Below are 23,944 nucleotides of genomic sequence, written 5' to 3' on the forward strand. Positions count from 1 at the left end.
CTGGCCCATTGGCGTTCGCCTTGTGATACAACGCCCGTCACGCTTCGGCCTTGCGCCGCGTCGGTTCGACCTGAAACGGGGGAAGGGAATGGGTAACGTCTGGACGATGGCGGCGGCGCTCGCGGCGGCCGCGCTCGCGCCCCTCGCGGCGCCGGCCGCGGCCGCGCCGCCGCAAAAACCCAACATCGTCGTGATCATCTCCGACGACCAGGGCTGGAAGGACGTCGGCTTCCACGGCTCCGACATCAAGACGCCGAACATCGACGCGCTCGCGGCGGGCGGCGCGCGGTTGGAGCAGTTCTATGCCCAGCCGATGTGCTCGCCCACCCGCGCCGCGCTGATGACCGGGCGCTATCCGTTCCGCTACGGGCTCCAGATCGCCATTCCCTCCGCCCACACCTATGGGCTTTCGACCGACGAGCGGCTCCTGCCGCAGGCGCTGAAGCAGGCGGGCTACGAGACCGACCTGATCGGCAAGTGGCACCTCGGCCACGCCGACACGAAGTTCTGGCCGCTGAACCGCGGCTTCGACCACCACTACGGGCCGCTGCTCGGCGAGATCGACTATTTCACCCACGAGCAGCACGGCGTGCTCGACTGGTTCCGCGACGGCGAGCCGGTCAAGGAGCCCGGCTATTCCACGACGCTGCTGGGCGACGCGGCGGTCAAGCTGATCGAGGGCCACGACCCGAAAACCCCGCTGTTCCTCGACCTCTCCTTCAACGCGGCGCACGCGCCCTTCCAGGCGCCCGCGGCGGACCTCGAGCGCTACGCGTCCATCGCCGAGCCGGCGCGGCGCGCCTACGCCGCGCAGGTCACGGCGATGGACGGAGAGATCGGGCGGGTGATCAAGGCGCTCGACGACAAGGGCCTGCGCGACAACACGCTGATCTTGTTCCAGAGCGACAACGGCGGCACGCGCAACCCGATGTTCTCGGGCGAGGTCGACACGTCGTCGCTGAAGAGCCTGCCGCCCGACAACGGCCCCTATCGCGAGGGCAAGGGCACGGTCTACGAGGGCGGGACGCGCGTCGTCGCGATCGCCAACTGGCCCGGCCGCATCAAGCCCGGAACCGTGGTCGACGAGATGATCCACGAGGTCGACCTCTATCCGACCCTAGTCGGGCTCGCGGGCGGGAGCGCGGCCGGCGGCAAGCCGCTCGACGGGCTCGACGTCTGGGGCACGATCAGCGAGGGCCAGAAGAGCCCGCGCACCGAGATCGTCTACGACCTGCAGCCGTTCCGGGCCGGCCTGAGGCGGGGCGACTGGAAGCTCGTCTGGCGCACGCCGCTGCCGCAGGCGGTCGAGCTCTACGACATCGCCAAGGACCCGTCGGAGAAGGACAACGTCGCAGCCGCCCATCCCGACACGGTCGCGGCCTTGCAGGCGCGCGCCAACGCGTTGGCGAAGGACATGGTCCCGCCGCTGCTGCTGCAGACCGAGTTCAAGGCGATGAAGGCGCGCATGAGCCTTCCCCCCGCCCTGCCCGACGACGACGCGATCGACGGCGCGGCGGAATAGGCGCGGCGGCGCCCCGCCGCCGCGGCGCGCGGGACGCGCGCCCTCCCATTGGTCCTTTCCTCAGCCCGCCCGCGCCCCGGTGCGGATGATCGTGCCGACGTGCTCGCCGCGCAGCGCCGCGGTGAGGCGGCCGGGGACGCGGCCGTTGACGAGTTGCACCCGCTCGATGTGGCGCGCCGTCGCCATGGCGTCGATCAGCGCGCGGTCGAACGGCAGCGTTCCCGCAGCCTTGGCGAGGTCGGCGGCGCTGGTCTCGCGGATCAGCGTCGCCTTGTCGCCGCCCGGCGCGTTGGGATCGGAGTCGTAAAGCCCGTCCACGTCCTCGACGATCGTCAGTCCCGCCGCCCCGAGCGCGTCGGCGAGCAGGAACGCGCCGACGTCCGCCCGGTGAATTGGAATCCGCGAACCGGGGAACTCGTGGTGATGGAACGGCGGGAAGGCGCTGCCGACCACCGCGCGCGCGGCCGACAGATGGATCGACAGCCGCGACGCGATCGTGTCGTGTTCGACGTAGCTGACGCCGTCCGCCGACAGGAGGGAAGCGAGAATGTGGCCGTTCTGCCCGGCCTCGCTCGCCGCCAGCGGCGCGAGCGAGCCGACCGGCAGGCCGAGGTCGAGGCCGACGCCGTAGAGGTGGCGGGCGCGGATGCCGGCGCCCGTCAGGATCAGCAGGCGGTGCTCGGGCAGGAGCGAGCGAAGCTCCTCCACGATCGGCAGAATCGCCTCGGGCCCCCGATCCATGATCGAGCGGCCGCCGATCTTGACGACCTGCACCCAGGGCAGGAGCCGGATCGGGCGCACCCCGGCGACGGGGCGGGTCAGGTCGCCGTCGAGAAGGGTCTGGCGCGCGAGCGGCGAGGCGACGTGCTTGATGGCGTTGGCGTCGGACATGAAAACCTCCTCAAGCCGCGGTGATGATGGTGCCGACGTGCTCGCCGGCGAGCGCACGGGTCAGGTTTCCCGGCACGAGGCCGTTGACGACCTGCACTTCGCGCACGTGGCGCGCCGCCTTCAGGAGATCGAGCATCGGGAACTCGAGGATCGAATCGTGCAATCCCCTCGCCTTCATCTCGTCGACCGAGATCCTGGCGATGAACTTCGCGTCCTTCGCCGTCTTCGGGTTGGCGTCGTAGAGGCCGTTCTCGTCCTTGACGTAGATCATCGCCTTGCAGCCGAACTGCTCGGCGACGAGGAAACAGCCCGCGTCGGTGCGGTAGGGCGGAATGACGCCTTCCGGCGCGGGCGGCATCCAGAGGCCATAGGGCGGCATGCCGGCGAACACGACGGCGTTCACCTCGGCGAGGAACAGCGGCACGGCCGAGAGGCCGGCATTGCTGACGTGCGAAATGCCGTGCTTGGCGAGCAGTTGCCCGAGCATCTCGGCGTTCTGGTCGGCGACCGAGGCCCCGAGCTGCGACAGCACGCCGGCGGGCAGGTTGAGCGCCGCGGCGATCGAGTAAAGATGGCGGGCGCGGGTGCCGGCGCCGGTGCCGATCATGAGCTTGTGCGACTTGCGGGCGGCGACGATCTCCTCGACGAGCGGATAGACCGCCGCCCGGCCGCGGTCGATAACGCTCTGGCCGCCGATCTTGATCACCGTCGCGTCCGGCAGGATGCGGTAGTCGGCCGCCGTCTCCGCCGCGGCCAGAAGCTCGGGATCGGTCAGCGACCGCTGCATGAGGAGCGCTTCGAGCTCCGTCGTCTCATTCGCCATCAATCTCTCCATCGCCCCCTCCACGAGGTCGTTGCATGGTTGGTCCCCGTCCCGCAAGCTGTCGGCGGGCCTGGGCGCCTATTCGCCGCGACCGGGTCCGAGCGCCACGGCCTTGACCTGCGCGAACACCGCAACGTCCACGCCGAGCCGCAGTTCGTCCCAGGACTTTCGCGTCAGCCGCGACAGGACACGCGCCCCCTCGCCGTCCGACCCGAGCGCCACGACCGCGACGATCTCGTTGGAATCGATCGGCTTCGCCGAGACGATCCGGCCGGGCGACAGATTGAGGATCGAACTCGGGCCCGGCGGCGCGCGCGTCAGACTGACGTCGGTGGAGATGATTCGGATGCGACGGCGTTCGCCGACCGGAGACGGCGTCGCCGGCACGAAGAACCGCGAGCCCCGGACCGTCAGCGTCAGCAGGCCGTAGGCCCGGTCGTAGGCTTCGACGGTCGTGTCGAGGGTGACGGCGGCGTCGCGCGCGGTCGCGAGCGGGAGCGACGGATCGCTTTGCAGGTCCGCGAGCGGGCCGGCCGCGAGCACCCTGCCCTTCTCCATCAGCACCACCTGATCGGCGAGCCGCTCGACCTCGGCGATGTCGTGGGTGATGTAGACGATCGGCAGCGACAGGCGGTCGCGCAGGCGCTCGAGGAACGGCAGGATCTCGCTCTTGGTGACGCGGTCGAGCGCCGACAGCGGCTCGTCCATCAAGAGGAGTTTCGGCTGCGACAGCAGCGCCCGGCCGATCGCGACCCTCTGGCGCTCACCCCCCGACAGATTGCGCGGGCTGCGGTCGAGCAGCGGCGTCACGCCGAGCAGGTCCGTCACCTCGTCGAAGGCGACAGGGTTGTTCTTGCCCGCGTCGCCGCGCGGCGCGCCGAACAGCAGGTTCTTGCGCACCGTGAGGTGCGGGAACAGGCTCGCCTCCTGGAACACGTAGCCGAGCGGGCGCCGGTGGGTCGGGAGAAAAGTCCCGTCGCGGTCCTGCCAGACGTCGCCGTCGATGTCGCAGACGCCGTCGGCGAGCCGGTTGAGGCCCGCGATGCAGCGCAGCACGGTGGTCTTGCCGCAGCCGGACGGGCCGAACAGCGCGGTCACGCCCTTGGCCGGGGCGGAGAAGCCGGCGTCGAGCGCGAACTTGCCGAGCGTTCCGCGGAACGCGGCCCGGATCGTGTGCGGATGCGTCCCGGGAGACTGGCTCATCCGCGCATCCGTGCGAAGCGCTTTTCGATCAGGATCATCGACAGGATCACCACGAACGCGAACGCGACCATCAGCCCCGCGAGGATGTTGGCCTCGCGCCACTGCATCGTCTCGACATAGTCGAAGATGGCGGTCGACATGACCTTGGTCCGGCCGGGGATGGCGCCGCCGATCATCAGCACCACGCCGAACTCGCCGACGGTGTGGGCGAAGCCGAGCACGGCGCCGCTGAGCAGCCCCGGGCTCGCCAGCGGCAGGGCGACCGTCCAGAAGGCGCGCGCGGGCGAGGCGCGCAGCGTCGCCGCGACCTCCATCGGGCGGTCGCCGACCGCGGCGAAGGCGTTGCGGATCGGCTGCACCACGAAGGGCATCGAGGCGAAGATCGAGCCGATGACGAGGCCCCAGAAGGTGAAGGCGAGCGTGCGCGCCCCCCACAGGCTCGCGACCCAGCCGCCCGGCCCGTCGGGGCCGAGCGCGATCAGGAGGTAGAAGCCGAGCACGGTCGGCGGCAGGACCATCGGCAGCTGGACGACCGCGGCGACGATCTCCTTCCAGCCCGCCTTCGACCGCGCCAGCCACCACGCCAGCGGCGTGGCGATCACCAGCAGCGCCGCGGTCGTGATCGCCGCCAGTTCGAGCGTCAGCCGGACCGGCTGCCAAACGTGCGAAAACGCGTCCACCTCGGGCGCTCAGTCGAGCGCGTAGCCGAATCTCTCGATGATCGCCCTCGCCTCGGGGCCCTTCAGGAACGCGAGGAAGGCCTTCGCCGCCTCGCTGTCGGCGCCCTTCTTGAGCAGCACCGCGTCCTGGCGGATCGGCGTGTAGAGGGCCTGCGGCACGAGCCAGCGCGTGCCTTCCGTCACCCCCTTCAGCTGGGACAGCGCGACGAAGCCGACCTCGGCGTTCTTGGTGTCGACGAAGCCGAACGCCTGGGCGATGCTCGCGCCCTGGACGATCTTGGGGCTGATCGCGTCATAGACGCCGAGCGCCTTCATCGTCTCGATCGCAGCGGCGCCGTAGGGCGCGGCGGCCGGATTGGCGATCGACAGCTTCGCGAACTTGCCCGCCTTCAGCGCCGCCTCGCCGTCGGTCACGTCAGCGACCTTGCTCCACAGCACGAGCTTGCCGATCGCGTAGGTGAAGACCGTGCCCGGCACGGCGAAACCCTGCTCGACGGCGGCCTTCGGCCGCTCCTGATCGGCCGACAGGAACACCTGAAACGGCGCGTCGTGCGAAATCTGGGTGAAGAAGCCGCCCGAGGCCCCGAAGCTCAGCACCGCCTCGTGCCCGGTCTTGGCCTTGAACAGGGCGGCGATCTCTTTCGCCGGCTCGGTGAAATTGGCGGCGACCGCGACGTTGGTCTGCGCCGCCTGCGCCGACGTGACCAGCGCCGCGGCGAGCGCCCCGACCGCTACGACGAGATGTCTCCAGTTCATGATGCTCTCCCACCCGCCCGCTTGCCCGCGCCCCATGCCTTGCCCGCTGTCCCCCAGGAAGCTTATGGTCGGCTGAGACGCGCCGTTATATCTCGCCATACCCTACGCGGGCGGCGCATCGCAACAGACAATCCGGGGCCTGTCATGAAACTCAGCGCGCGCAACCAGATCGCCGGCACGATCCGGGAGATCCACAAGGGCGCCACCACCGCCCACGTCGAGATCGAGGTCATGGGCGGGACGATCATCACCGCCGCGATCACCAACGAGGCGGTCGAGTCGCTCAAGCTCGCCAAAGGCCAGAAGGCCTATGCGGTGATCAAGGCGTCCGACGTGATGGTCGGCGTCGAGCACGCGGGCTGAAGGCGCAGCCCGTGGTTCGGCGGCGCCGGACATTTTGGGCGGCGCCTGAAAGGGCGTCGACGCGAGCCGCCGCCGGGCTTCAGTAATTCATCGCTTTCAGGTCGCTGACGAGGTCCGGGCCGGTCGGGGTCCAGTTCAGGCGCGCCCGCGTCCAGGCGCTCGACGCCAGCATGTCCATCGCCACGAAGGGGGCGAGCCAGCCGAAATGGTCGGCGGCTTCCCCGGGCGCCAGCGAGACGACAGGCAATCCCAGTCCGGCGCCGACGAGTTCGGCGATGTGCCGCAGGCTCACGCCTTCCTCGGCGACCGCATGGTAGCGCGCGCCAGCCTCGTGACGCTCGAGGGCCAGTCGGTAGAGCCGCGCGGCGTCGTCGACATGCACCGCCGGCCATCGATTGGCGCCGTCCCCCACATAGGCGGACACGCCCCTTGCCCGGCTGACCGCGATGAACGGCGAGATCAGACCCTGCCTCTCGGTGTCGTGCACCTGGGGAAGGCGCACCACCGCGACCGACACGCCCCTGTTGGCCGCCTCGGCCCCTGCCCGTTCGCCGGCGATGCGCGGCAGCGGGTGGCGCCAGTCGACCGCCTGCTCGACCGCCGGCTCACCCGGCCTGGTCTTGCCGATGCCGGTGCTCGAGGTGATGACGAGCGGCCGGTCCGAGCCGAGGAGCGCGTCCGCCATCGCGCCGATGACGCGGCCGTCCTTCTCGCAATTCTCGGCGAAACGAGAGAAATCGTGATCGAACGCCGTGTGGATCACGGCGTCCGCCTGCGCCGCCCCGCGCGCCAGGCTGTCGGCGTCTTCGAGCGCGCCGCGATGGGCCGTCGCCCCCGCCTCCTTCAGCCAGCGTTCGCCGACCTCGGAACGGGTCAGCCCCAGCACCTGATGACCAGCGCCGAGCAGTTCCCGCAGGACGCGCGAACCAATGAACCCGGTTGCGCCGGTGAGGAAAACACGCATGAAACACCTCCGATTTGGTCGGCGGCGACGATGGCGTTAAAGGTCGGTCCGCTAAAGTCGTGACCTTTTCCTGGTATGAAACCCAACAGGATCCGCGCGTGACCGGTAACAGGGATTCGCTCGCTTCGTACCTGCGCAATCGCCGCGCCCGCCTCGATCCGACCGCCCTGGGGCTCCCGGCCGGCCGGCGGCGCACGCCCGGACTGCGGCGGGAGGAGGTGGCGCAGCGCGCCAATATCAGCCCTACCTGGTACACGTGGCTCGAGCAGGGGCGCGGGGGCGCTCCCTCGGCGGAAGTGCTCGACCGCCTCGCCAAGGGCCTGATGCTGACCGAGCCCGAGCGCGAACATCTGTTCATGCTGGGCCTCGGCCGGCCGCCCGAAGTGCGCTACCGGCCTGCCGAGGGCGTCACGCCGCGGTTGCAGCGGCTCCTCGACGCGCTGGAGTTCAGCCCCGCCATCGTCAAGACGGCGACGTGGGACGTGGTCGGATGGAACCGGGCGGCGGCCGCGCTGCTGACGGACTATTCCCGGATGCCTCGCGAAGAGCGCAACATTTTGCGGCTGATGTTCGGCCCCCGCATGCGCGCCAGACGGGACTGGATCGATGTCGCGCGCTTCGCGGTCGGCGCGTTTCGCGCCGACGTCGTACGCGCCGGGGCCGGCGACAGTGTCGAGGTCTGCAGGCTGGTGGGGGACCTGCGCCGGCTCAGCCCCGAGTTCGCCGCACTGTGGCGCAGGAACGAGGTGGTCGCGCACGGCGAGGGCGTCAAGTGCATCCACCACCCGGAAGCGGGTCCCCTCGACCTGGAGTTCTCCTCGTTCGCGGTCGAGGGACGGCCGGACCTCGGCATGATCGTCTACAATCCCGCGTCGCCCGCGGTCGCCGATCGCGTGCGCGCGCTGATCCTCGCGCAGCCGGCATGACGGCGCGCTTTGCGGCTTCGACCGTGACCGTCCGACCCGGCCCCCCCTCCTCCACCATCCCGGCAGATGGCGGTTCGGGCAAGCGCCAACCGGCTGCGACGACGGATTGGCCGTTCGATTGTCCTGCCCGCCGCGCAGCGCTCACGACGCGCCGAACGGGTCCGGCGGCGCCTGCGCCGACACTGCCCGGATCTGCTCGCGAAGGCATCGCCGCCAGATGCGCGAAACCGCCTCCGCGTTGTCGCCGAGGTCGCGCGCCGTGGACGCCACGAAGACCGACATCATCAGGCCAGCGTCCCCTTCGGCCGCTGCGCCGAGCAGCTGCGCCCAGTTGTCGAACAGCCTCCTCGACAGGTTGGCTTGCTCGATCCCGACATCCCGCCATGCGAACGCGGCTTCGAACGCGGGACGAAACGAGGGATGCGGGCGCGTCGAACGCGCCGCCCACAGCGCGCTGCGGTCATGAAACATGGGCGCCTCCATTGAAGCGAATTTTGGGACGCCGTCTGTGACAAGGCCGTCACGGACAGGCAACCGAGGAAAACTACGTAGCGCGCGATTGCCGCTATCGTCGTGACGATGGCGTCACCTTGCTCGCATCGTCGGGCGCCGCGCTTCGCGGACCCGTCCCGTCCACGGCGCCGAGAATCTTTCTCAGGATGCCGGGAGCGATCGCCGACAGCGGGTTCACCGTCAGCTTCGGCTCGCTCAGCGACCCTTGCGCACGGTAGGTGATGCCGAACACGCCCTCGTTCTGCCCGCCGCCGAGCAGGACGCCGACCAGCGGGATGTTTCCGATCAGGTTGTTGACGGAATAGGCCGGAATGAAGGTCCCCGTGAGGTCGATCGAGTTGCGGGCGAAATTGACCGTGCCTTCGGTGGTCAGGCCCATGTTCTGGTTGTAGATGACGGCGTCCTTGATGTCGAGCTGTCCCGGCGAGCGGGCGAAGGCGATCGTCATCTTCTGGAAGCGCGCCACCTGCGGATCGACCGCCTGGCCGGGGACGGAGGGAGCCGCCGAGACGAGCCGCCGGAACGCCGGCTCGTCGCGCAGGGCGAAGTTGGTCACCGTCGCCCGGCCGGAACTGGCGGCGCCGCTGGTCTCCAGCGCCAGGTCGAGATCGCCGCCCTCCAGGCGCGCGTAGAGATCGACGAACTTCGCCAGCGCGCCGGCGTCGCTCGTCGTCAGCCGCAGGACCCCGTCCTGGCCGCGCCCGGCGGCGAGCGTGCCCTGCCCGATGCGGCCCTTGAGCGAGGCCAGGCGGTCGTCGCCGCCGCGGCGGGAAAAGATGAGGTCGAGGCCGGAAATCGCCTGTCTGTTGGCGCCAGTGACGTTGGCGACCTTCATGTCGAGGTCGAAGTCCTTTCCGTCCGGCTGCGACGTCGAGCCCTGGTCGGTGATCGACTTGATCAGCGGCCGGGCGTCGAGCGTCGAGCCGCGGACGGTCGCCCTGATTGCGCCGGCCCCGTTGACCACCTCGGCCTGGAGGTTGTCGCCCGGCGACAAGCGCGCCTGGGTGAATCGCGCCGACTGGATCGCGCCGTCGACGGCGACATCCGCCGAGCCGCGCAGCGACGCCGAGCCGAAGTCGACCGCGAGATTGCTCACCGCCGCGCCCTCGGCCGAAGGCTTGATCTGGAAGGACGCCTTGCCGGGCTTTCCGGCGGGCTTGGACACGCCGGGAATCGGATTGTCGATGCCCGCGGGCGTGAGGTCGATGTCCACTTCGGCGGAGGCCCTGGACAACGGCGCCCTGAGGGTGATCGGCAGCGGTCCGGTGAGCCAGCCGAGGTTGAGGCCCCGCTTGACGCGCGCCGCCTGGTCGAGCGTCGCGGTCACGATCGCCGAGCCGTCGTCGCCGGGGGCGCGCGAGGCGTCGAGGTGGGCGGGGGAGCCGAACACCTGCCCGTCGCCGGACAGGATCAGCGACGTGCGGTCGGCGGCGAAGGAGAGCGCCCCCTGGTCCAGCTTCTCCGGCCCGACGAACTTGTCGAGCGTCAGGTCGGTCAGCGATCCGAGGGCGTGGAACTGGCTGTCCTCGGGCCTGGCCGTCTTGCCGAGCTTCAGGTCGAGCCGGAGGTCGCCCTGCGCCTGGCCCTTGACCAGGGCCGGATCGATCGCCAGGCCGGCCTGCTTGCGCAAGGGCTCGCGGGTGAGGAGATCGGCGAGCGAATCGGCGGTTCCGGCGAGATGGGCGCGCGCCACGGCGTCGACGATCGGTCGCGGCGTCGTGTCCGGGATCTCGAACGCGAGGCCGTCGGCCACGATGCGCCGCGCCGGAGTCAGGTCCATCGTCGCGCTGTCGGCGGCGACCTTGAATTCGTGTCCGGTGAACGACCCCGACCCCGAGCCCGACAGCATGGTCGGCAGGCCCGGCATCAGGTCGAGGCCAACGTTGCGGGTGGAGAACGACCCGTGCACGCTGTCGGGCGCGACCGCACGCTTGTGATCCATCGCGTCGAGATCGGCGGCGGACCAGTCGGCCACCATGACGCCCTGAATCTGGCCGCCGTGCATGTTGTGCGAGGCCCAGTCGCGCACGTCCGGGTTGATGAACTGCGGCCAGAGCCGGATGGCGTCCTGGGTGACGCTCGGCCTCAGGTCGAGACGGAGTTTGAGCCGGACGCCCTGCCCGTCCGGAACGACCTCGGCGGCGAGGGCGCCGTCGAAGGTCGGGCCTTTCGCCGTGACGTTGTCGACGAGGAAGCGCTGCTCGAGCGGCAGGAACCGCATCTGGGCGACGATCGAATCGAGCCGAACCGCCTTCTCGCCGCGGCGCTCCGGCCCGAACCGGGCGTTCTTGGCTTCGAGCCGGGCGAGCCAAGGCGCGCCGGGTTCGGCCGGCGGCGCGACGAAGCCGGACGCGGCGACATGGGTTTCGCCGGCGAGGACCGCGAAATTCTCGATCTCGAGCCGCTTCCGGTCGCGCCGCCAGGCGACGGCGCCCGAGGCCTCGTCGATCAGGAACGGCGCCGCGTCGGGATTGTTGAGCCGGACCGTGCCGGCCCCCAGAGTGAACCGCCCGGTCAGGACGTCGAGCGTTCCGTCGCCGGCGAGCCGCGACTCGAGCCGGAACGTCACCGGTCCTTCGGCGAACACGGGCGGCTGCTTCTTGTCGAAGGTCTCGAGGTCAGCCAGGCTGATGTCGCGCGCTTCCAGCGAGAGCTCCGGCCGATCGCCGGTCGCCGCGCGCGCCTCCATCGTCCAGCGCCCGTTCGGACCGGTCGCCGCGATCCGCGCCCTGCCCTCGTCGGTCCCGCGATCGAACACGAGGTTGAAATCGCGGTAGATCACCTTGCGCCCGGTCGCCTCGTTGTCGATCTCGAAGCGGGCATTGGCGAGCGTCAGGCGGTCGAGCGCCTGGCTCGCGCCGGCCATCGCATCCGCGCCGGCGCGCACCAGCGCGGCGACGTTCAGGCTCTCAAGTCCGGAACCGCCGGTCGGCAGGGCGATCGTGGCGGCCTGCTCGTCCGCCGCCGCCGCGAACGAGAGCGCGCCGGCAGGGTCGACCCGAAGCCTCAGGCCGAGGTCGTCGAGCTCCAGCCGGCGCACCCGCACCTCGCCGAGGAAGGCGACGAACGGATCGACCCCGATCTGCCCGCTCGGCGCCGACACCACCGTGCGGCCCTCCCGGTCCTTGAGCCTCAGGTTGTGAAAGCCGAGCCCCAGGCCCCAGGAATCGTGCATGACGTAGGTCGGCCCGAGTTCCACCGAGTAGCGGTTCCCGACCCGCTCCTGCAGGCTCGTCGCAATGCTGTCGCGCAGCCATTCGACGGTGATCGGTCCGCTCGACAGCCGGTAGGCGACGAGCGCCACCGCCGCCAGCGCGACCACCACCATCGCCTCGAGGACGTGGATCACGACGTGCCGGACGCGGCGCAGCCTGACCGAGGTTCGGCCGCAGGGGGGCAGACGCGCGCCCCCGGCGCTGTCCGTCATGCGTCGCATGGCCGAACGCGCACGCGCGCGATGTCCGAGCCCAAACCCAGCGATCAAACGATGCTCGTCCTCTCATGCGCCCGGCGCGTCAGATACGCCGGTGCGACGGCGATTCGATAGCGGCGCCGCTCCTCTATCCCCAGCCGACGCCGGGGACGCCTGAAACGCGCCGCCGCTCGCTCCAACGTCCGCGGCTCGGCGCACCTTTCGCTGCGCATTGAATCGACATTGAGACAAAACGAGGGCGACACGGCCAACGACCTCGACGCGGGCGATCCGGCTCCCGATTTCACGCTGCCGAGCGGAGGGGGAGCCCCGGCGAGCCTTGCGGATTTCCGCGGGCAACGGGAACCGGCGGCGGGCGCCGAACAACGCCGTCACCAGCGAGCGAAGCGATTCAGGGGTCGCTGGGCCCCTGGATCGCCCCGTCGCCCGACGCGAGGGCGCCGGTTCCGTCACGGAGCTTGCGGTTTTTGATGCCCGAGCGCCCAGACATAGGCGACGACCGCGTCGACGTCGCCCGGAGCGAGCCGGCCGTCCATGCCCGGCGCCATCTTCATGTTGTGCCCGATGGTCGTCTTGATCGCGGTCACGCTGCCGTCGCCCCAGATCCACATGCCGAGCGTCAGATCGTTGCCGTTGGCGGTGCCTTTGGCGTCGGCGCCGTGGCATTGGGCGCATTTTCCCTCCGCCGCCTCGCCGTGGAAGATCTTGTCGCCAAGCAGAACCTGCTCGCGCGTTCCGCCCGGCGGAACGGGCAGCGTGTTGGGGTCGAGCCGTCCCTGGTCTGCGATCGCCATGTCCGGGGCCGCAACGGCCAAGACCAGCGCGACGCCGCTTACGACCGTCCTGCGCGACATCTCCGTCCCTCCTCCACCGGTACGTTACGCGAAACCGGGCGGGAGGACCAGAACCGGGTCCGGACACTTTTGTACCACGCGGCGACGGCGCCACATCGACGCGACGTCTCGATGCGCGTCGAGCGCGCCGAGAGGTGGTGGCGTCGTCGAAGTATCGGCGGCGCCAAAGTAGGTAGCTCCGTGTCTGGCGCAAAGGAGATCTGCAAATTATGGTGTGCTCGATTTCGCCTCGTCGTACGGGCGGAACACGACGGGTCCGTGTGTGAGACGCAGGCTCGCGGGCTGGTTACGGAGGAAACGAAATGGCGAAATTTGCGAACGCGCTCCTCGCGAGCGCGGCAGGAGCTTTGTGTGTCGCCGCCGGGCTGGTTTCGGCCGCGGCGAACGATTCGGTGATCAAGGGCGGCCAGGACCCGAACGAGTGGGCGGTCTATGGCAAAGACTACGCGAATACGCGCTATAGCCCTCTGAAGTCGGTTAACACCAGCAACGTCGGCAATCTCAGGCTCGCCTATTCATTCCAGCTTGGATCGCTGCGCTCGAATGAATCGACGCCGCTGGTTATCGGCGACACGATGTACGTGTCAACTTCCTGGGGCCCCAAGTACGTCTACGCGATCGACGCAGCGACTGGCGCGCGCAAGTGGACCTACGAGCCCGACATGCCCGACGACACGCTGCAATTCGCCTGCTGCGACGTCAACAGCCGCGGCGTGACCTATGCGGACGGCAAGCTGTTCGTCGGCCGTCTGGACGGCAAGCTCGTCGCGCTCGACGCCAAGACCGGCAAGGAGCTGTGGAAAGCCGACGTCGTCGACTACACGCAGGGATCGGTCATCACGTCCCCCCCGCTGGTCGTCAAGGACAAGGTCATCACCGGCTTCGGCGGCGGCGAATACGGCGCGCGCGGCTCGCTCCAGGCCTACGACATGAATACCGGCAAGCAGGTGTGGAAGACCTACACCGTTCCGACGAAGGACCAGCCGAACGGCGACACCTGGAAGGGCGACACGGCGCAGCACGGCGGCGGCGCGGCCTGGCTGGTCGGCTCCTACGATCCCAAGACCAACACCGTCTTCTGGGGCACCTCGAACCCGGGCCCGTGGAACACCGCCGTCCGTTCGACCGGCGACGGCGCCATGGGCAAGCTCACCAACCTCTACACCGCATCGACGCTGGCCCTCGACGCCGACACCGGCGCGATCAAGTGGTGGGTGCAGGGCACGCCGGAAGACGCCTGGGATTACGACGGGGTCAACGAACTCGTTCTCGCCGACCTCAAGATAGACGGAGAGACGGTGCCGGCAATGATGAAGGCCGACCGCAACGGGTTCTTCTTCGTGACCAACCGCGAGACGGGCAAGGTGCTCTCGGCCGAGAAATACGTGCCGACCAACTGGGCCGAGAAGTGGGACGTCAATACGCTGCGCCCGATCGAGGTCGCCGACAAGCGCCCGGGACCGAATCATCCGGCCAAGGGCATCTGCCCGAACCTGATCGGCGGCAAGAACTGGCAGCCGATGTCGTTCAGCCCGGACACCGGCCTTGTCTACATCCCGTCCAACAACGTGTGCATGGACTGGTCGGTCGGCGACGTCTCCTACAAGCGCGGCGTCTTCTATCTCGGCGCCGAGTTCCCGACCCACGAGGGCGACGGATACAACGGCGAACTGATCGCCTGGGATCCGGTCAAGCACGAGAAGGTCTGGGGCCTGAAGTCGGACCTGCCGTTCAACGGCGGAACGCTGACCACGGGCGGAAACCTCGTGTTCTGGGGCGACCTGCACGGCGACTTCCGCGCGCTCGACGCCAAGACCGGGCAGGAGCTGTTCAAGAAGAACCTCGGCTCCGGCATCGGCGCGGGCCCGATCACCTACTCGGTGAACGGCAAGCAGTATGTCGCGGTCGTGGTCGGCCGCACGGCTGCGATCCCGGCGTTCCTCGGCGACCTCGGCAAGAAGATGACGGCGGCGACCCCGGAAGGCGGCGCGCTGTTCGTGTTCGCCCTCGACTGATCGAAAGACAAGGGAGGAGACAGGGATGGGTTTCGGAATCATGCACAAAGCGGTCGCTGTCTCCGCCTTGGTCGCGGCGTCCTGCGCAAGCGTTTCGCGCGCGCAGGACGCGCCGGCCAGACCTCTGCGCCTATGCGCGGATCCGACCGACTTGCCGTTCTCGAGCGACGATCCGGCCAAGCCGGGCCTCTACCTCGAGATCGGCGAGGCCATCGGCCGGGCGCTCGGGCGTCCGGTCACGCATGTCTGGTATCGCACCTACTTCGGCAAGCGCGCCGTGCGCGTCACCATGCTCGCCAAGCAGTGCGACGCAACCATCGGCCTGCCCGACAGCGCCGACTTCATGGGGCCTCGGGTCATTTTCTCGAAGCCGCTGTTCCAGTTGGGCTACGCCATCGTGACGCCGAAAGAGGCGCCGCTCGCGAGCGTGGAAGCGCTCAAGGGCAAGCGAGTCGCCGTGCAGTTCGAGAGCGAGCCGCAGAACATCGTCGGCCCGCGCGACGACATCGAGGCCGTCACCGTGCTTTCGCCCGAGGAGGGCATGACGGCGCTCGCCGACGGCCGCGCCGACGCGGCCTTTGTCTGGGCGCCGATCGCCGGCTATCTCAACAAGACCGCGTACGACGGGCGTTTTGCGATCGTCCCGGTCGACGGTCCGCGGCTGAATTATCCGACCGCGATCGGCTTTCCCAAGGAAGCGAAGGATCTGCGCGACGCCGTCGACGCCGTGCTCCCGGAGGTGTCGAAATCCTTCCCGGCGCTTCTCTCCAGGTACGGGGTCGCGCCCGACGGTCCCGTGACCGCGGCGGCCGACAACGCCGCCGTGGTCGAGAAGGCCGCCGTGGTGGTTGCGCAGAACGCGCCTTCCGACGCTCACGCCGCGGCCTCGACTCCGGCCGGCGCCGCTGCGCCGAGCCAGACCGCGTCTCTCGACGCAGGGGGCGGCAAGGATCCCGGCAAGCCGGCCGGCGACGGGACGGGCGAATTCGACATCGCCCCCAAAGCGCCGCCCACCACGCCCGAACTCGTCGCCGAGGGCAAGGAAGTGTTCAACGGCACCTGCGCGCATTGCCACGGCCCCAACGGAGAGCAGAGCGTCAAGAAGATCGACCTGCGCCGCCTGACGCTCCGCTACAGCGACGGGGCGCACAACATGTACTGGAAAACCGTCCATGAAGGCCGCCCGACCAAAGGCATGCCGACGTGGAAGGACGTGTTCACCGACGAACAGTTCACGCAGATCTTCGCCTACCTGTCGACGATCCAGTCGACCGAGTAGTCGGCCCGGTTCGCAACGGAAGGCATACACCGCATTGCCGATTTTAGAGGCGCCGATCGATCTGCGATGGAGGCAACGCGGCGGGTCGTGACGATGGGTCGGAGCATGTCGCGTCGTCCCATCGCCATCGAGAGCCGGTCGCCATCGCAGGAAACAAAGGAAGAAGGCGATGATCACGAGACGTTCGTTGTTGCAATCCGGCGCCGCGGCGGCGGCCTTGGCCGCGGGTCCACGGGCGGCGCGCGCCGCCACGTCGGGCGCCGCCGACCCGGAGATCAAGATCGGCCAGACCATGCCTTATAGCGGCCCGGAGTCCGCCTATGGCGTGATCGGCCGCACCGAGGCGGCTTATTTCAAGATGATCAACGATCGGGGCGGCGTCAACGGACGCAAGATCAATCTGATCAGCCTCGACGACGGCTACAGTCCGTCCAGGACAGTCGAGTTGGCGCGCCGACTGGTCGAGGACGAGAAGGTGGCCTTCCTCTTCAATACGCTCGGCACCGCGCCGAACCTCGCGATCCGGCAATATCTCAACGAGAACCAGGTCCCTCAGCTGTTCGTGGCGACCGGCGCGAACCTGTTTGCCGACCCGGCGCGCTATCCCTGGACGATCGGCTACAATCCCAGCTACCAGACCGAGGCGCGCGTCTACGGCAAGCATATCCTGGCGACCCGGCCGGATGGCAAGATCGCGGTCCTGTTCCAGAATGACGGATTCGGCAGGGAATATCTGGACGCCCTCAAGGAGACGCTCGGCGACAAGGCCGGCGCGATGATCGTCAAGGAGGCCTCCTACGAGACCAGCGAGCCGACCGTCGACTCGCAGGTCGTGACCCTGCAGGGCTCGGGGGCCGACATCTTCGTGATCGTTGCGACGCCGAAATTCGCGGCCCAGGCGATCCGCAAGTCGTACGATCTCGGCTGGAACGGCGCGCGGTATCTGAGCAATGTCTCGCCGTCGGTCGCGGCCGTCCTGAAGCCGGCCGGGCTCGAGAAGTCGAAGGGCCTGATCACCGACGGTTACATCATCGACGTCAACGATCCGCACTGGAAGGACCAGCCGTCGCTGCAGGACTGGAAGGCTTTCACCGACAAATACATGTCGGCGAAAGAGTATGGCGACGCCAACGCGGCCTACGCCTTCGGCGCGGCCGCGACCATGGTTCAGGTGCTCGAGCAGTGCGGAAACGACGTGTCGCGCGAGAACGTGATGCGGCAGGCGGCGAACCTGAAGGCGTTCGCCGCGCCGATGCTCATCCCGGGCATCAAGGTCGACACGTCGCCCGACAATTTCAGTCCGATCCGCGAGCTGCAGCTGCTGAGCTTCGACGGGACGAGCTGGCGGATGGAGGGGCCCGTCGCCCACGACTGACGACGGGGAACCGCCGATGCGCGGCGATCGGGAGATGCTCCCGGCGCGCCATGACGACAAGGCGTAGGCGCCGGGAGGAAGCGGAGAAAATGACCGAGTCGCCGTGTCGGATCCGCCATGCGCTGGCGCTCTGCGGACTCGCCCTGTTCGCGTGGGAAGCGAAGGCGGACACGATCCAACTGCCGACCTTCGACGTCGTCGCCACCACGCCGCTCGGCGGGGGAGAGATCGATGTGTCGAGGGTTCCGGGCGCCGTGTGGCAGACGGGCGCCGCCGACATCCAGACCTTCCACGATTCGACGCTACCGGAAACGTTGGCGCGTCAGGCGCCGGGCGTCACGGTCGGCAATGTCTCGGGCAACGACTTCCAGCCGGACGTCAGCTACCGAGGCTTCACCGCTTCGCCCGTCAGCGGAACGCCGATCGGCCTCGCCGTCTATCAGAACGGGGTGCGCATCAACGAGGCGTTCGGCGACACGGTCAACTGGGACCTGATCCCCGAGAACGCGATCGACAAGATGGCGATCGTGTCCGGCGATCCGATCTACGGCCTCAACGCCCTCGGCGGCGCACTGAACGTCACGATGAAGAACGGCTTCACCTGGCAGGGATTCGAAGCCGACTTGCGCGGCGGCTCGTTCTATCGCGGGCAGGTGGAGCTTCAGTACGGCAAGCAGGTCGGCGACTGGTCCGTCTATATCGCGGGCACGCAGATCAACGACGGCGGCTGGCGGCAGGACGGCGCTTCGCAACTCAGCAACGTCTACGGCGACCTCGGCTACAAGGCCAACGGGTTCGAGTCGCACCTCCAGCTCACCGCGGGCGCCACCCAGTTCGGCGCGGCGGCCTTCACGCCGCTCCAGGAGCTGCAGACCAACTGGCGCAGCGTCTACACCGTCCCCCAGACGACCGACAACACGATGGGGATGCTCGCCTGGACCGGAACCTACGCCTGGTCGCCGACCCTGAGCTTCCAGGGCGGCGCCTATGTCCGCGCCTTCAACCAGGGCCATGTCGACGGCAACGGGACCGAAGCGTCCTCGTGTGCGCCGTACTCCTGCCTCAACGGCAATCCGGTCAACGACCGGACCGGGGCGCCGATTCCGGACATCTCGGGGAACGGCGCCTACGACCTCGGCGAGATCGACCGGTCCTGGACTCAGTCGCGCTCGCTCGGCGGTTCTGCGCAGGCCGTCGACACCGACACGATCTCCGGCCACGACAACACCTTCACGGCCGGCGCCTCGCTCGACTACGGCTGGACGAATTTCACCGGAAACAGCCAGCTCGGCGTCGTGCCCGGCTTCGTCGACAATGCGTTGCCGGTCATCGGCTTCCCGTTTGTGATCGACCAGCCCGACAGCTACCTCGCCCCGGTCGCGGTCAAGGCCAACGCCACCTATGTCGGCCTCTACGCGCTCGACACCTTCAACGCGACCGACCGGCTGGCGCTGACCGGCGGCGCGCGCTTCAACTTCGCGGGAATCAATCTTTCCGGCGGGAACGGCGCCTTCACCAACGGCTACTCGACCTACTTCCACGTCAACCCGACCGTCGGCCTCACCTACAAGCTCACCCCCGACGTCAACCTCTACGTCGGCTACGCGATGACCAATCGCGCGCCGACGCCGCTCGAGCTCGGCTGCGCCGATCCCGAAAAACCCTGCATCATCGACAATTTCCTCGTCTCCGACCCGGCGCTGAAACAGGTGATCGGCCAGACGGTCCAGCTCGGAGTCCGCGGGCGGAACGATCTGGCGCAATGGGGCGAGCTGCATTGGTCGGCGGGCCTGTTCCGCACCACGCTCGCCAACGACATCCTGCCGGTTCAGAGCGCGTTCACCGGCTTCGGCTACTACACCAACGTCGGCACGACCCTGCGCCAGGGCGCGGAGGCGGCGGTCCAGTGGACCGGCGAGCGGTGGTCGGCCTACGCCAACTACACCTACATCGACGCGGTCTACCTAACGACGTTCATGGAGCCGTCGCCGTACAACCCGCTCGCCAACGCGAGCGGAGAGATTCCGATCACCAACGGCATGCCGATCGCCGGCATTCCGAAGAATACGGTCAAGGTCGGCTTCGACTACGCCGTGACCCCGAACTGGAAGGTCGGCGGCGATCTGGTCGCGGCCTCGGCTCAGGTGATCACAGGCAACGAGAACGGCGCGCTGCCCCAGGTTCCCGGCTACGCGATCTTCGGCGTGCACACCTCCTATCAGGTCGGAAAACAATTGCAGGTCTATGGGCTCGTCCAGAATATTTTTGACCAGCGCTATTATACGGCCGGCGCCCTCTACGACACCACGTCGTTTCCCAACGCGGCGCCGTTCCTGACTGACCCCAGGACGTACGCGCCCGGGAAGCCCTTCGCCGTCTACGCGGGTCTGAAATACACACTGTGACGCGCGACGCGCACGTCGGGAGCGAAACGAGGCGATGGCCATGCAGGGTTTGGATCTTTCCCCGGTCGGGCTGTTCCTGTCGGCGGGCCTCGTCGGCAAGGCGGTGATGGCCGTGCTGTTCGCCGCCTCGCTGTGGTGCTGGGTGCTGATCGTCGAAGGCGTGGTGTCGGTCGTCCGTCTCGGCCGAGCGGTGCGCGCCGCCCGTTGCGGCGAGACCGTGGCGTCGCTCGCCGGCGTCGTCGCCGCGGGCGAGGCGGAGGCCCACCGGCGCATCGCCGGCGAGACGGTGAGCGAGGTGCGGGCGCGGATCGCCGACGGGATGGCCCGGGCGGCGCGGGAACTCATCGCCCGCGCCGAGGGCGGCCTGCCCAATCTCGCCGTCATTTCCTCGGTGGCGCCGTTCGTCGGACTGTTCGGCACGGTCTGGGGCATCATGTCGAGCTTCGCCGCGATCTCCCAGGCCAACGACACGAGCCTCGCCACCGTCGCGCCCGGCATCGCCGAATCGCTTGCCGCGACCGCCTACGGGCTCGCCGCGGCGATTCCCGCATCGATCGGCTACAACCGCATCGGCGCCGCCTTCGCCCGCCTCGGCCAGGAGATGGCGTCTTTCGTCGAGGAGCGCGCGATCGCGCTCGTCTCTCGCCCGGCCGAGGTGGTTCGTGAGGCGAATCCTCGCCGCCGCAGCGAGGCGCCGTGATGGCGACGCCGCCCCGGAAGATCGGCGAAGGCCTCTACCAGCCGCTGGCCGAGATCAACGTGACGCCGCTCGTCGACGTGATGCTGGTGCTCCTGATCATCTTCATGGTGACCGCGCCGATGCTGGCGGCCGGGATCAAGGTCAACCTGCCGGCGGCCAGGACCGCTCGGCCGCTCGACGCCAGGGACCCGGTGATCGTCGCCGTGACCAGGGACGGCGCCGTATCGGTCGGCAAGGACGCCGTATCGCGCGACGGGCTCGTCGCCGCGGTCGAGGCGCGGCTCGCCGATTCGAACGGCGTCGTGCAACTGCGCGGCGACCGGGAGGCGGCCTATGGCGACGTCCTGTCGGTGATGGACGACCTCGCCGCGGCGGGACTGAACCACATCGCGATCGTCGCGAACGGGCGGCGCGCCGCTCCGCCTCCGGCGGACCCGGCGACCCGCCGATGACCGATCTTGCGCTCGGCGGGCGCGCGTTCGAGCCGCCGGCGTTTCAGCCGTCATGGCTGCGGCCGGCGATCGTCGCCGTGATCGTCGCGCTGCACGCCGCCGCGCTCTCGACCCTGCCCTATCTCGCGCAAAAGCCGCCGGAACGGCCGAAGGACGTGATGCTCGACGTCGAGCCCGCGCCGCCTGCGCTGGACGCCCAGCCGCAGGCGGCGGCGCCGGAAGCCGTCTCGGAGCCGCCGCCGCCTCAGGACGTCGCGCCGCCGCCGGTGGAACGGCCGCCGGTTGCGGTCGCGCCGCCGGCCGAGCCTGCGCCGGCGCCGCCGGCGGCCGAGACGCCGCCTGCTCGCGCGCCGGCGGAGGCCGCGCCGGCCGCGCCCGCCGCGGCTGAGCTTCAGCCGGCGAAGCCGCCGCCGCGCGTTCAGCGGCAAAGGGCCGTCGAGCCCAGGCCCGAACAGGCGAAGCCCCAGCCCCTCCGAACGAAACGCGTCGAGGCGCCGCCGCAGCCGGAGCGGGCGACGAAGGCGGAGGCGCCGGCGGCCGCGAGCGCGCGTCCGGCGGCGCCGGCGAGCGCCGCCTCGCAGGCGGCCTATGTCTCGGCCATGGCGGCGGCGATCCGCAGCCGCCTCTTCTATCCGCCGGCGGCGCGGGGACGCGGCGCCAGGGGCGTCGTCGCGGTCACGTTCGCCATCGGCCCGTCGGGCGCCCTCGCCTCGTTGGCGATCACCCGGTCCTCCGGCGACGCCGATCTCGACGCGGCGGCGCGGACGCTGGTCCAGTCGGCGCATTTCCCGCCGCCGCCCGGCGGCTCGGTCCATGTCTCCACGAGCTTCAACTATGTCCCGCACTGACCTCTCGCGCCTGCGGGCGCTCGTCCTCGGCTCGGGCGGCGGCGGCGGCGTCCCCCAATGGAACTGCGCCTGCCGAGTCTGCCGCCTCGCCTGGGACGGCGACCCGCGGGTGAAGCCGCGCACCCAGTCGAGCCTCGCGGTCAGCGCCGACGGCGAGCGCTGGCTGCTGCTCAACGCCTCGATCGACCTGCGCCAGCAGATCCTCGCGACGCCCGCGATGCAGCCGAAAGGCCGGGGCCGGCAGTCGCCGATCGCCGCCGTGCTGCTCACCAACACCGACGTCGATCACGCCGCCGGACTGCTCGCCTTGCGCGAGCGCCAGCCGTTCACGATCTGGGGCACGCGCGCGACGCTCGACACGATCGGCGCGAACCGGATCTTCGACGTCGTCGGTCCCGACATCGTCGCGCGCCGCGCCGTCCGCCTCGGCGAACCGTTCGAGCCGCTGCCGGGCCTCGCCGTCGAACTCTTCCCGGTGCCGGGAAAGGTTCCGCTCTGGCTCGAGGAGGGCGACGTCGAGACCGACGCCATCGGCGAAGGCACGGTCGGCGTTGCGGTCGAGGCCGGCGGGCGCAGGCTCGTGTATGCGCCGGGATGCGCCCGCGTCACCGACGCCCTGCACGAGCGCATTGCGAGCGCGCACGCGCTGTTGTTCGACGGCACCCTGTTCACCGACGACGAGATGATCGCGAGCGGCCTCGGCGAGAAGACGGGCCGCCGCATGGGCCACAGCCCCGTGTCCGGGCCGGGCGGAACGCTCGACGCGCTGGCGCGGCACGCCGACGTCCGCCGCATCCTCATCCACATCAACAATTCCAACCCGATCCTGATCGAAGGGTCGCCCGAAGAGACAACGATCAAGGCGGCCGGCTGGGAAGTCGCCTACGACGGAATGGAGGTTACCCCATGAACAGGCCTATCGCGTCCGAACCGCTGAGCCCCGAGGCGCTGGAGGCGGCGCTGCGCGCGGTCGGCCCCGAGCGCTATCACGACCTTCACCCGTTCCACGACCTCCTGCACGGCGGCAAGCTGACCAAGGGGCAGGTGCAGGCCTGGGCGTTGAATCGCTACGTCTACCAGGCGGCGATCCCGCGCAAGGACGCGTCTCTCATGGGTCGTTGCGACGACCGGGAGCTGCGCCGCGAATGGCTGCATCGCATCACCGACCACGACGGGTTCGGCGAGGACAAGGGCGGCGTCGAGCGCTGGCTGATCCTCACCGACGGACTCGGGCTCGACCGCGACTATGTCGTCAGCCAGGAGGGCGCGTTGCCGGCGACCAAATTCGCCGTCGAGGCCTACGTCCATTTCGTGCGCGAGAAGCCGCTGCTGGAGGCGGTCGCATCGAGTCTGACGGAATTGTTCGCCCCGTCGATTCACCGCCAGCGGATCGCCGGCATGCTGGCGAATTACGACTTCATCGACGAGCGGGTGGTCGCCTATTTCCGGCGGCGGCTCGACCAGGCGCCGAAGGACGCGGACTTCGCGCTCGACTACGTCAAGCGCAACGCCCGCACGGTCGCCGAGCAGAAGGGCGCGCTCGCCGCGCTGACCTTCAAGACCGAGGTGCTGTGGGCGCAACTCGACGCGCTGCATCACGCCTATGTGTGCGGGGCGATCCCGCCCGGCGCATTCCGGCCGGAGTGACACGATGGAGACGTCAGCCAAGCCGCGGCTGCCGCGCGGCGTCAAACTTCGCCACGACGATGTCCGCCAGCGCTGGACGCTCTTGGCGCCGGAGCGGATCTTCGAGGTCGACGGCACGGCCGCGGCGGTGCTGCAGCTCTGCGACGGCGAGCGCGATCTCGGGCGGATCGTCGCCGAGCTCGCAGCCCGCTACAATGCCCCGCCGGCCATGATCGAGAAGGACGTGGTCGCGATGCTCGGCGATCTCGAGGCCAAGAGGGTGCTGGACCTATGACGCAGGTGCTGGAGCCATGAA

The 23,944-nt window shown here is 69.3% G+C and carries 22 protein-coding genes; 13 read left to right on the plus strand and 9 right to left on the minus strand.

The genetic code is table 11. From position 1 onward, the window contains the following. Window positions 1–88: 88 nt before the first annotated feature. Window positions 89–1,522: an arylsulfatase B gene (locus DFR50_RS13215; protein WP_113889736.1), complete on the plus strand. Its 1,434-nt coding sequence runs from the start codon at window positions 89–91 to the stop codon at window positions 1,520–1,522. A 60-nt stretch (window positions 1,523–1,582) separates the two neighbouring features. Here the strand turns inward: DFR50_RS13215 and DFR50_RS13220 are convergent, their stop codons facing one another. From DFR50_RS13220 to modA, 5 genes are all read right to left on the minus strand, one after another. Beyond that, the gene (locus tag DFR50_RS13220) at window positions 1,583–2,413 is read right to left on the minus strand and encodes an amino acid kinase family protein (protein ID WP_113889737.1); all 831 of its coding nucleotides are present in this window, start codon (window positions 2,411–2,413) and stop codon (window positions 1,583–1,585) included. Between the two features lie 10 nt (window positions 2,414–2,423). Continuing rightward, window positions 2,424–3,236: an amino acid kinase family protein gene (locus DFR50_RS13225; protein ID WP_113889738.1), complete on the minus strand. Its 813-nt coding sequence runs from the start codon at window positions 3,234–3,236 to the stop codon at window positions 2,424–2,426. A gap of 78 nt (window positions 3,237–3,314) precedes the next feature. After that, the gene (gene modC, locus DFR50_RS13230; RefSeq protein ID WP_113889739.1) at window positions 3,315–4,439 is read right to left on the minus strand and encodes a molybdenum ABC transporter ATP-binding protein; all 1,125 of its coding nucleotides are present in this window, start codon (window positions 4,437–4,439) and stop codon (window positions 3,315–3,317) included. Beyond that, complete coding sequence (gene modB / locus DFR50_RS13235) at window positions 4,436–5,119, minus strand: molybdate ABC transporter permease subunit (RefSeq protein WP_113889740.1); 684 nt, start codon at window positions 5,117–5,119, stop codon at window positions 4,436–4,438. Before modB ends, modC begins: the two co-directional genes overlap by 4 nt. A 9-nt stretch (window positions 5,120–5,128) precedes the next feature. Continuing rightward, window positions 5,129–5,875 carry a molybdate ABC transporter substrate-binding protein gene (gene modA / locus DFR50_RS13240; protein ID WP_113889741.1) on the minus strand — a complete coding sequence of 249 codons (747 nt, stop codon included), beginning with the start codon at window positions 5,873–5,875 and terminating at the stop codon, window positions 5,129–5,131. Window positions 5,876–6,019: 144 nt separating this feature from the next. On the opposite strand from modA, the gene DFR50_RS13245 reads away from it, so the two are divergent. Continuing rightward, window positions 6,020–6,238, plus strand: a complete 219-nt coding sequence (locus tag DFR50_RS13245; protein ID WP_113889742.1) for a TOBE domain-containing protein — start codon at window positions 6,020–6,022, stop codon at window positions 6,236–6,238. A 79-nt stretch (window positions 6,239–6,317) separates the two neighbouring features. Here the strand turns inward: DFR50_RS13245 and DFR50_RS13250 are convergent, their stop codons facing one another. Continuing rightward, window positions 6,318–7,202: an SDR family oxidoreductase gene (locus DFR50_RS13250; protein ID WP_113889743.1), complete on the minus strand. Its 885-nt coding sequence runs from the start codon at window positions 7,200–7,202 to the stop codon at window positions 6,318–6,320. 98 nt (window positions 7,203–7,300) lie between these two features. Between DFR50_RS13250 and DFR50_RS13255 the strand changes: the two genes are divergently transcribed. Continuing rightward, complete coding sequence (locus tag DFR50_RS13255; protein ID WP_113889802.1) at window positions 7,301–8,128, plus strand: helix-turn-helix transcriptional regulator; 828 nt, start codon at window positions 7,301–7,303, stop codon at window positions 8,126–8,128. A gap of 141 nt (window positions 8,129–8,269) precedes the next feature. On the opposite strand, the gene DFR50_RS13260 is transcribed toward DFR50_RS13255, so the two are convergent. From DFR50_RS13260 to DFR50_RS13270, 3 genes are all read right to left on the minus strand, one after another. Further along, window positions 8,270–8,599, minus strand: a complete 330-nt coding sequence (locus tag DFR50_RS13260) for a hypothetical protein (protein WP_147262758.1) — start codon at window positions 8,597–8,599, stop codon at window positions 8,270–8,272. A 94-nt stretch (window positions 8,600–8,693) separates the two neighbouring features. Then, complete coding sequence (locus DFR50_RS13265) at window positions 8,694–12,068, minus strand: YhdP family protein (RefSeq protein ID WP_210208886.1); 3,375 nt, start codon at window positions 12,066–12,068, stop codon at window positions 8,694–8,696. A gap of 455 nt (window positions 12,069–12,523) precedes the next feature. Further along, window positions 12,524–12,928 (minus strand): c-type cytochrome, encoded by a 405-nt coding sequence (locus DFR50_RS13270; protein WP_113889746.1) that lies wholly within the window; start codon window positions 12,926–12,928, stop codon window positions 12,524–12,526. A gap of 302 nt (window positions 12,929–13,230) precedes the next feature. Between DFR50_RS13270 and DFR50_RS13275 the strand changes: the two genes are divergently transcribed. The 10 genes from DFR50_RS13275 to pqqD all read left to right on the plus strand — a co-directional run bounded on the left by DFR50_RS13275 (window position 13,231) and on the right by pqqD (window position 23,923). After that, complete coding sequence (locus DFR50_RS13275; RefSeq protein WP_113889747.1) at window positions 13,231–14,943, plus strand: PQQ-dependent dehydrogenase, methanol/ethanol family; 1,713 nt, start codon at window positions 13,231–13,233, stop codon at window positions 14,941–14,943. Window positions 14,944–14,968: 25 nt separating this feature from the next. Next, window positions 14,969–16,222, plus strand: a complete 1,254-nt coding sequence (locus tag DFR50_RS13280) for a c-type cytochrome (protein ID WP_245427724.1) — start codon at window positions 14,969–14,971, stop codon at window positions 16,220–16,222. Window positions 16,223–16,391: 169 nt separating this feature from the next. Beyond that, complete coding sequence (locus DFR50_RS13285) at window positions 16,392–17,597, plus strand: ABC transporter substrate-binding protein (protein ID WP_113889748.1); 1,206 nt, start codon at window positions 16,392–16,394, stop codon at window positions 17,595–17,597. 89 nt (window positions 17,598–17,686) lie between these two features. Further along, complete coding sequence (locus DFR50_RS13290) at window positions 17,687–20,002, plus strand: TonB-dependent receptor domain-containing protein (RefSeq protein ID WP_170153205.1); 2,316 nt, start codon at window positions 17,687–17,689, stop codon at window positions 20,000–20,002. A gap of 40 nt (window positions 20,003–20,042) precedes the next feature. After that, a complete protein-coding gene (locus DFR50_RS13295) occupies window positions 20,043–20,702 on the plus strand; it encodes a MotA/TolQ/ExbB proton channel family protein (RefSeq protein WP_113889804.1) in 660 nt (219 codons plus the stop codon). After that, window positions 20,702–21,154: an ExbD/TolR family protein gene (locus DFR50_RS13300; RefSeq protein ID WP_113889750.1), complete on the plus strand. Its 453-nt coding sequence runs from the start codon at window positions 20,702–20,704 to the stop codon at window positions 21,152–21,154. The genes DFR50_RS13295 and DFR50_RS13300 overlap by 1 nt, the downstream gene beginning before the upstream one ends. Next, window positions 21,151–22,002, plus strand: coding sequence for an energy transducer TonB (locus tag DFR50_RS13305; protein ID WP_113889751.1), 852 nt, complete (start codon window positions 21,151–21,153; stop codon window positions 22,000–22,002). The genes DFR50_RS13300 and DFR50_RS13305 overlap by 4 nt, the downstream gene beginning before the upstream one ends. 10 nt (window positions 22,003–22,012) lie before the next feature. After that, window positions 22,013–22,912, plus strand: coding sequence for a pyrroloquinoline quinone biosynthesis protein PqqB (gene pqqB, locus DFR50_RS13310; RefSeq protein ID WP_113889805.1), 900 nt, complete (start codon window positions 22,013–22,015; stop codon window positions 22,910–22,912). Continuing rightward, a complete protein-coding gene (gene pqqC, locus DFR50_RS13315) occupies window positions 22,909–23,649 on the plus strand; it encodes a pyrroloquinoline-quinone synthase PqqC (protein ID WP_113889752.1) in 741 nt (246 codons plus the stop codon). The genes pqqB and pqqC overlap by 4 nt, the downstream gene beginning before the upstream one ends. Before the next feature lie 4 nt (window positions 23,650–23,653). After that, window positions 23,654–23,923 carry a pyrroloquinoline quinone biosynthesis peptide chaperone PqqD gene (gene pqqD / locus DFR50_RS13320; protein ID WP_113889753.1) on the plus strand — a complete coding sequence of 90 codons (270 nt, stop codon included), beginning with the start codon at window positions 23,654–23,656 and terminating at the stop codon, window positions 23,921–23,923. The last annotated feature ends 21 nt before the right edge of the window (window positions 23,924–23,944 follow it).

Origin of the sequence: Roseiarcus fermentans (genome assembly GCF_003315135.1) — a bacterium.
Classification (GTDB): Bacteria; Pseudomonadota; Alphaproteobacteria; order Rhizobiales; family Beijerinckiaceae; genus Roseiarcus; species Roseiarcus fermentans.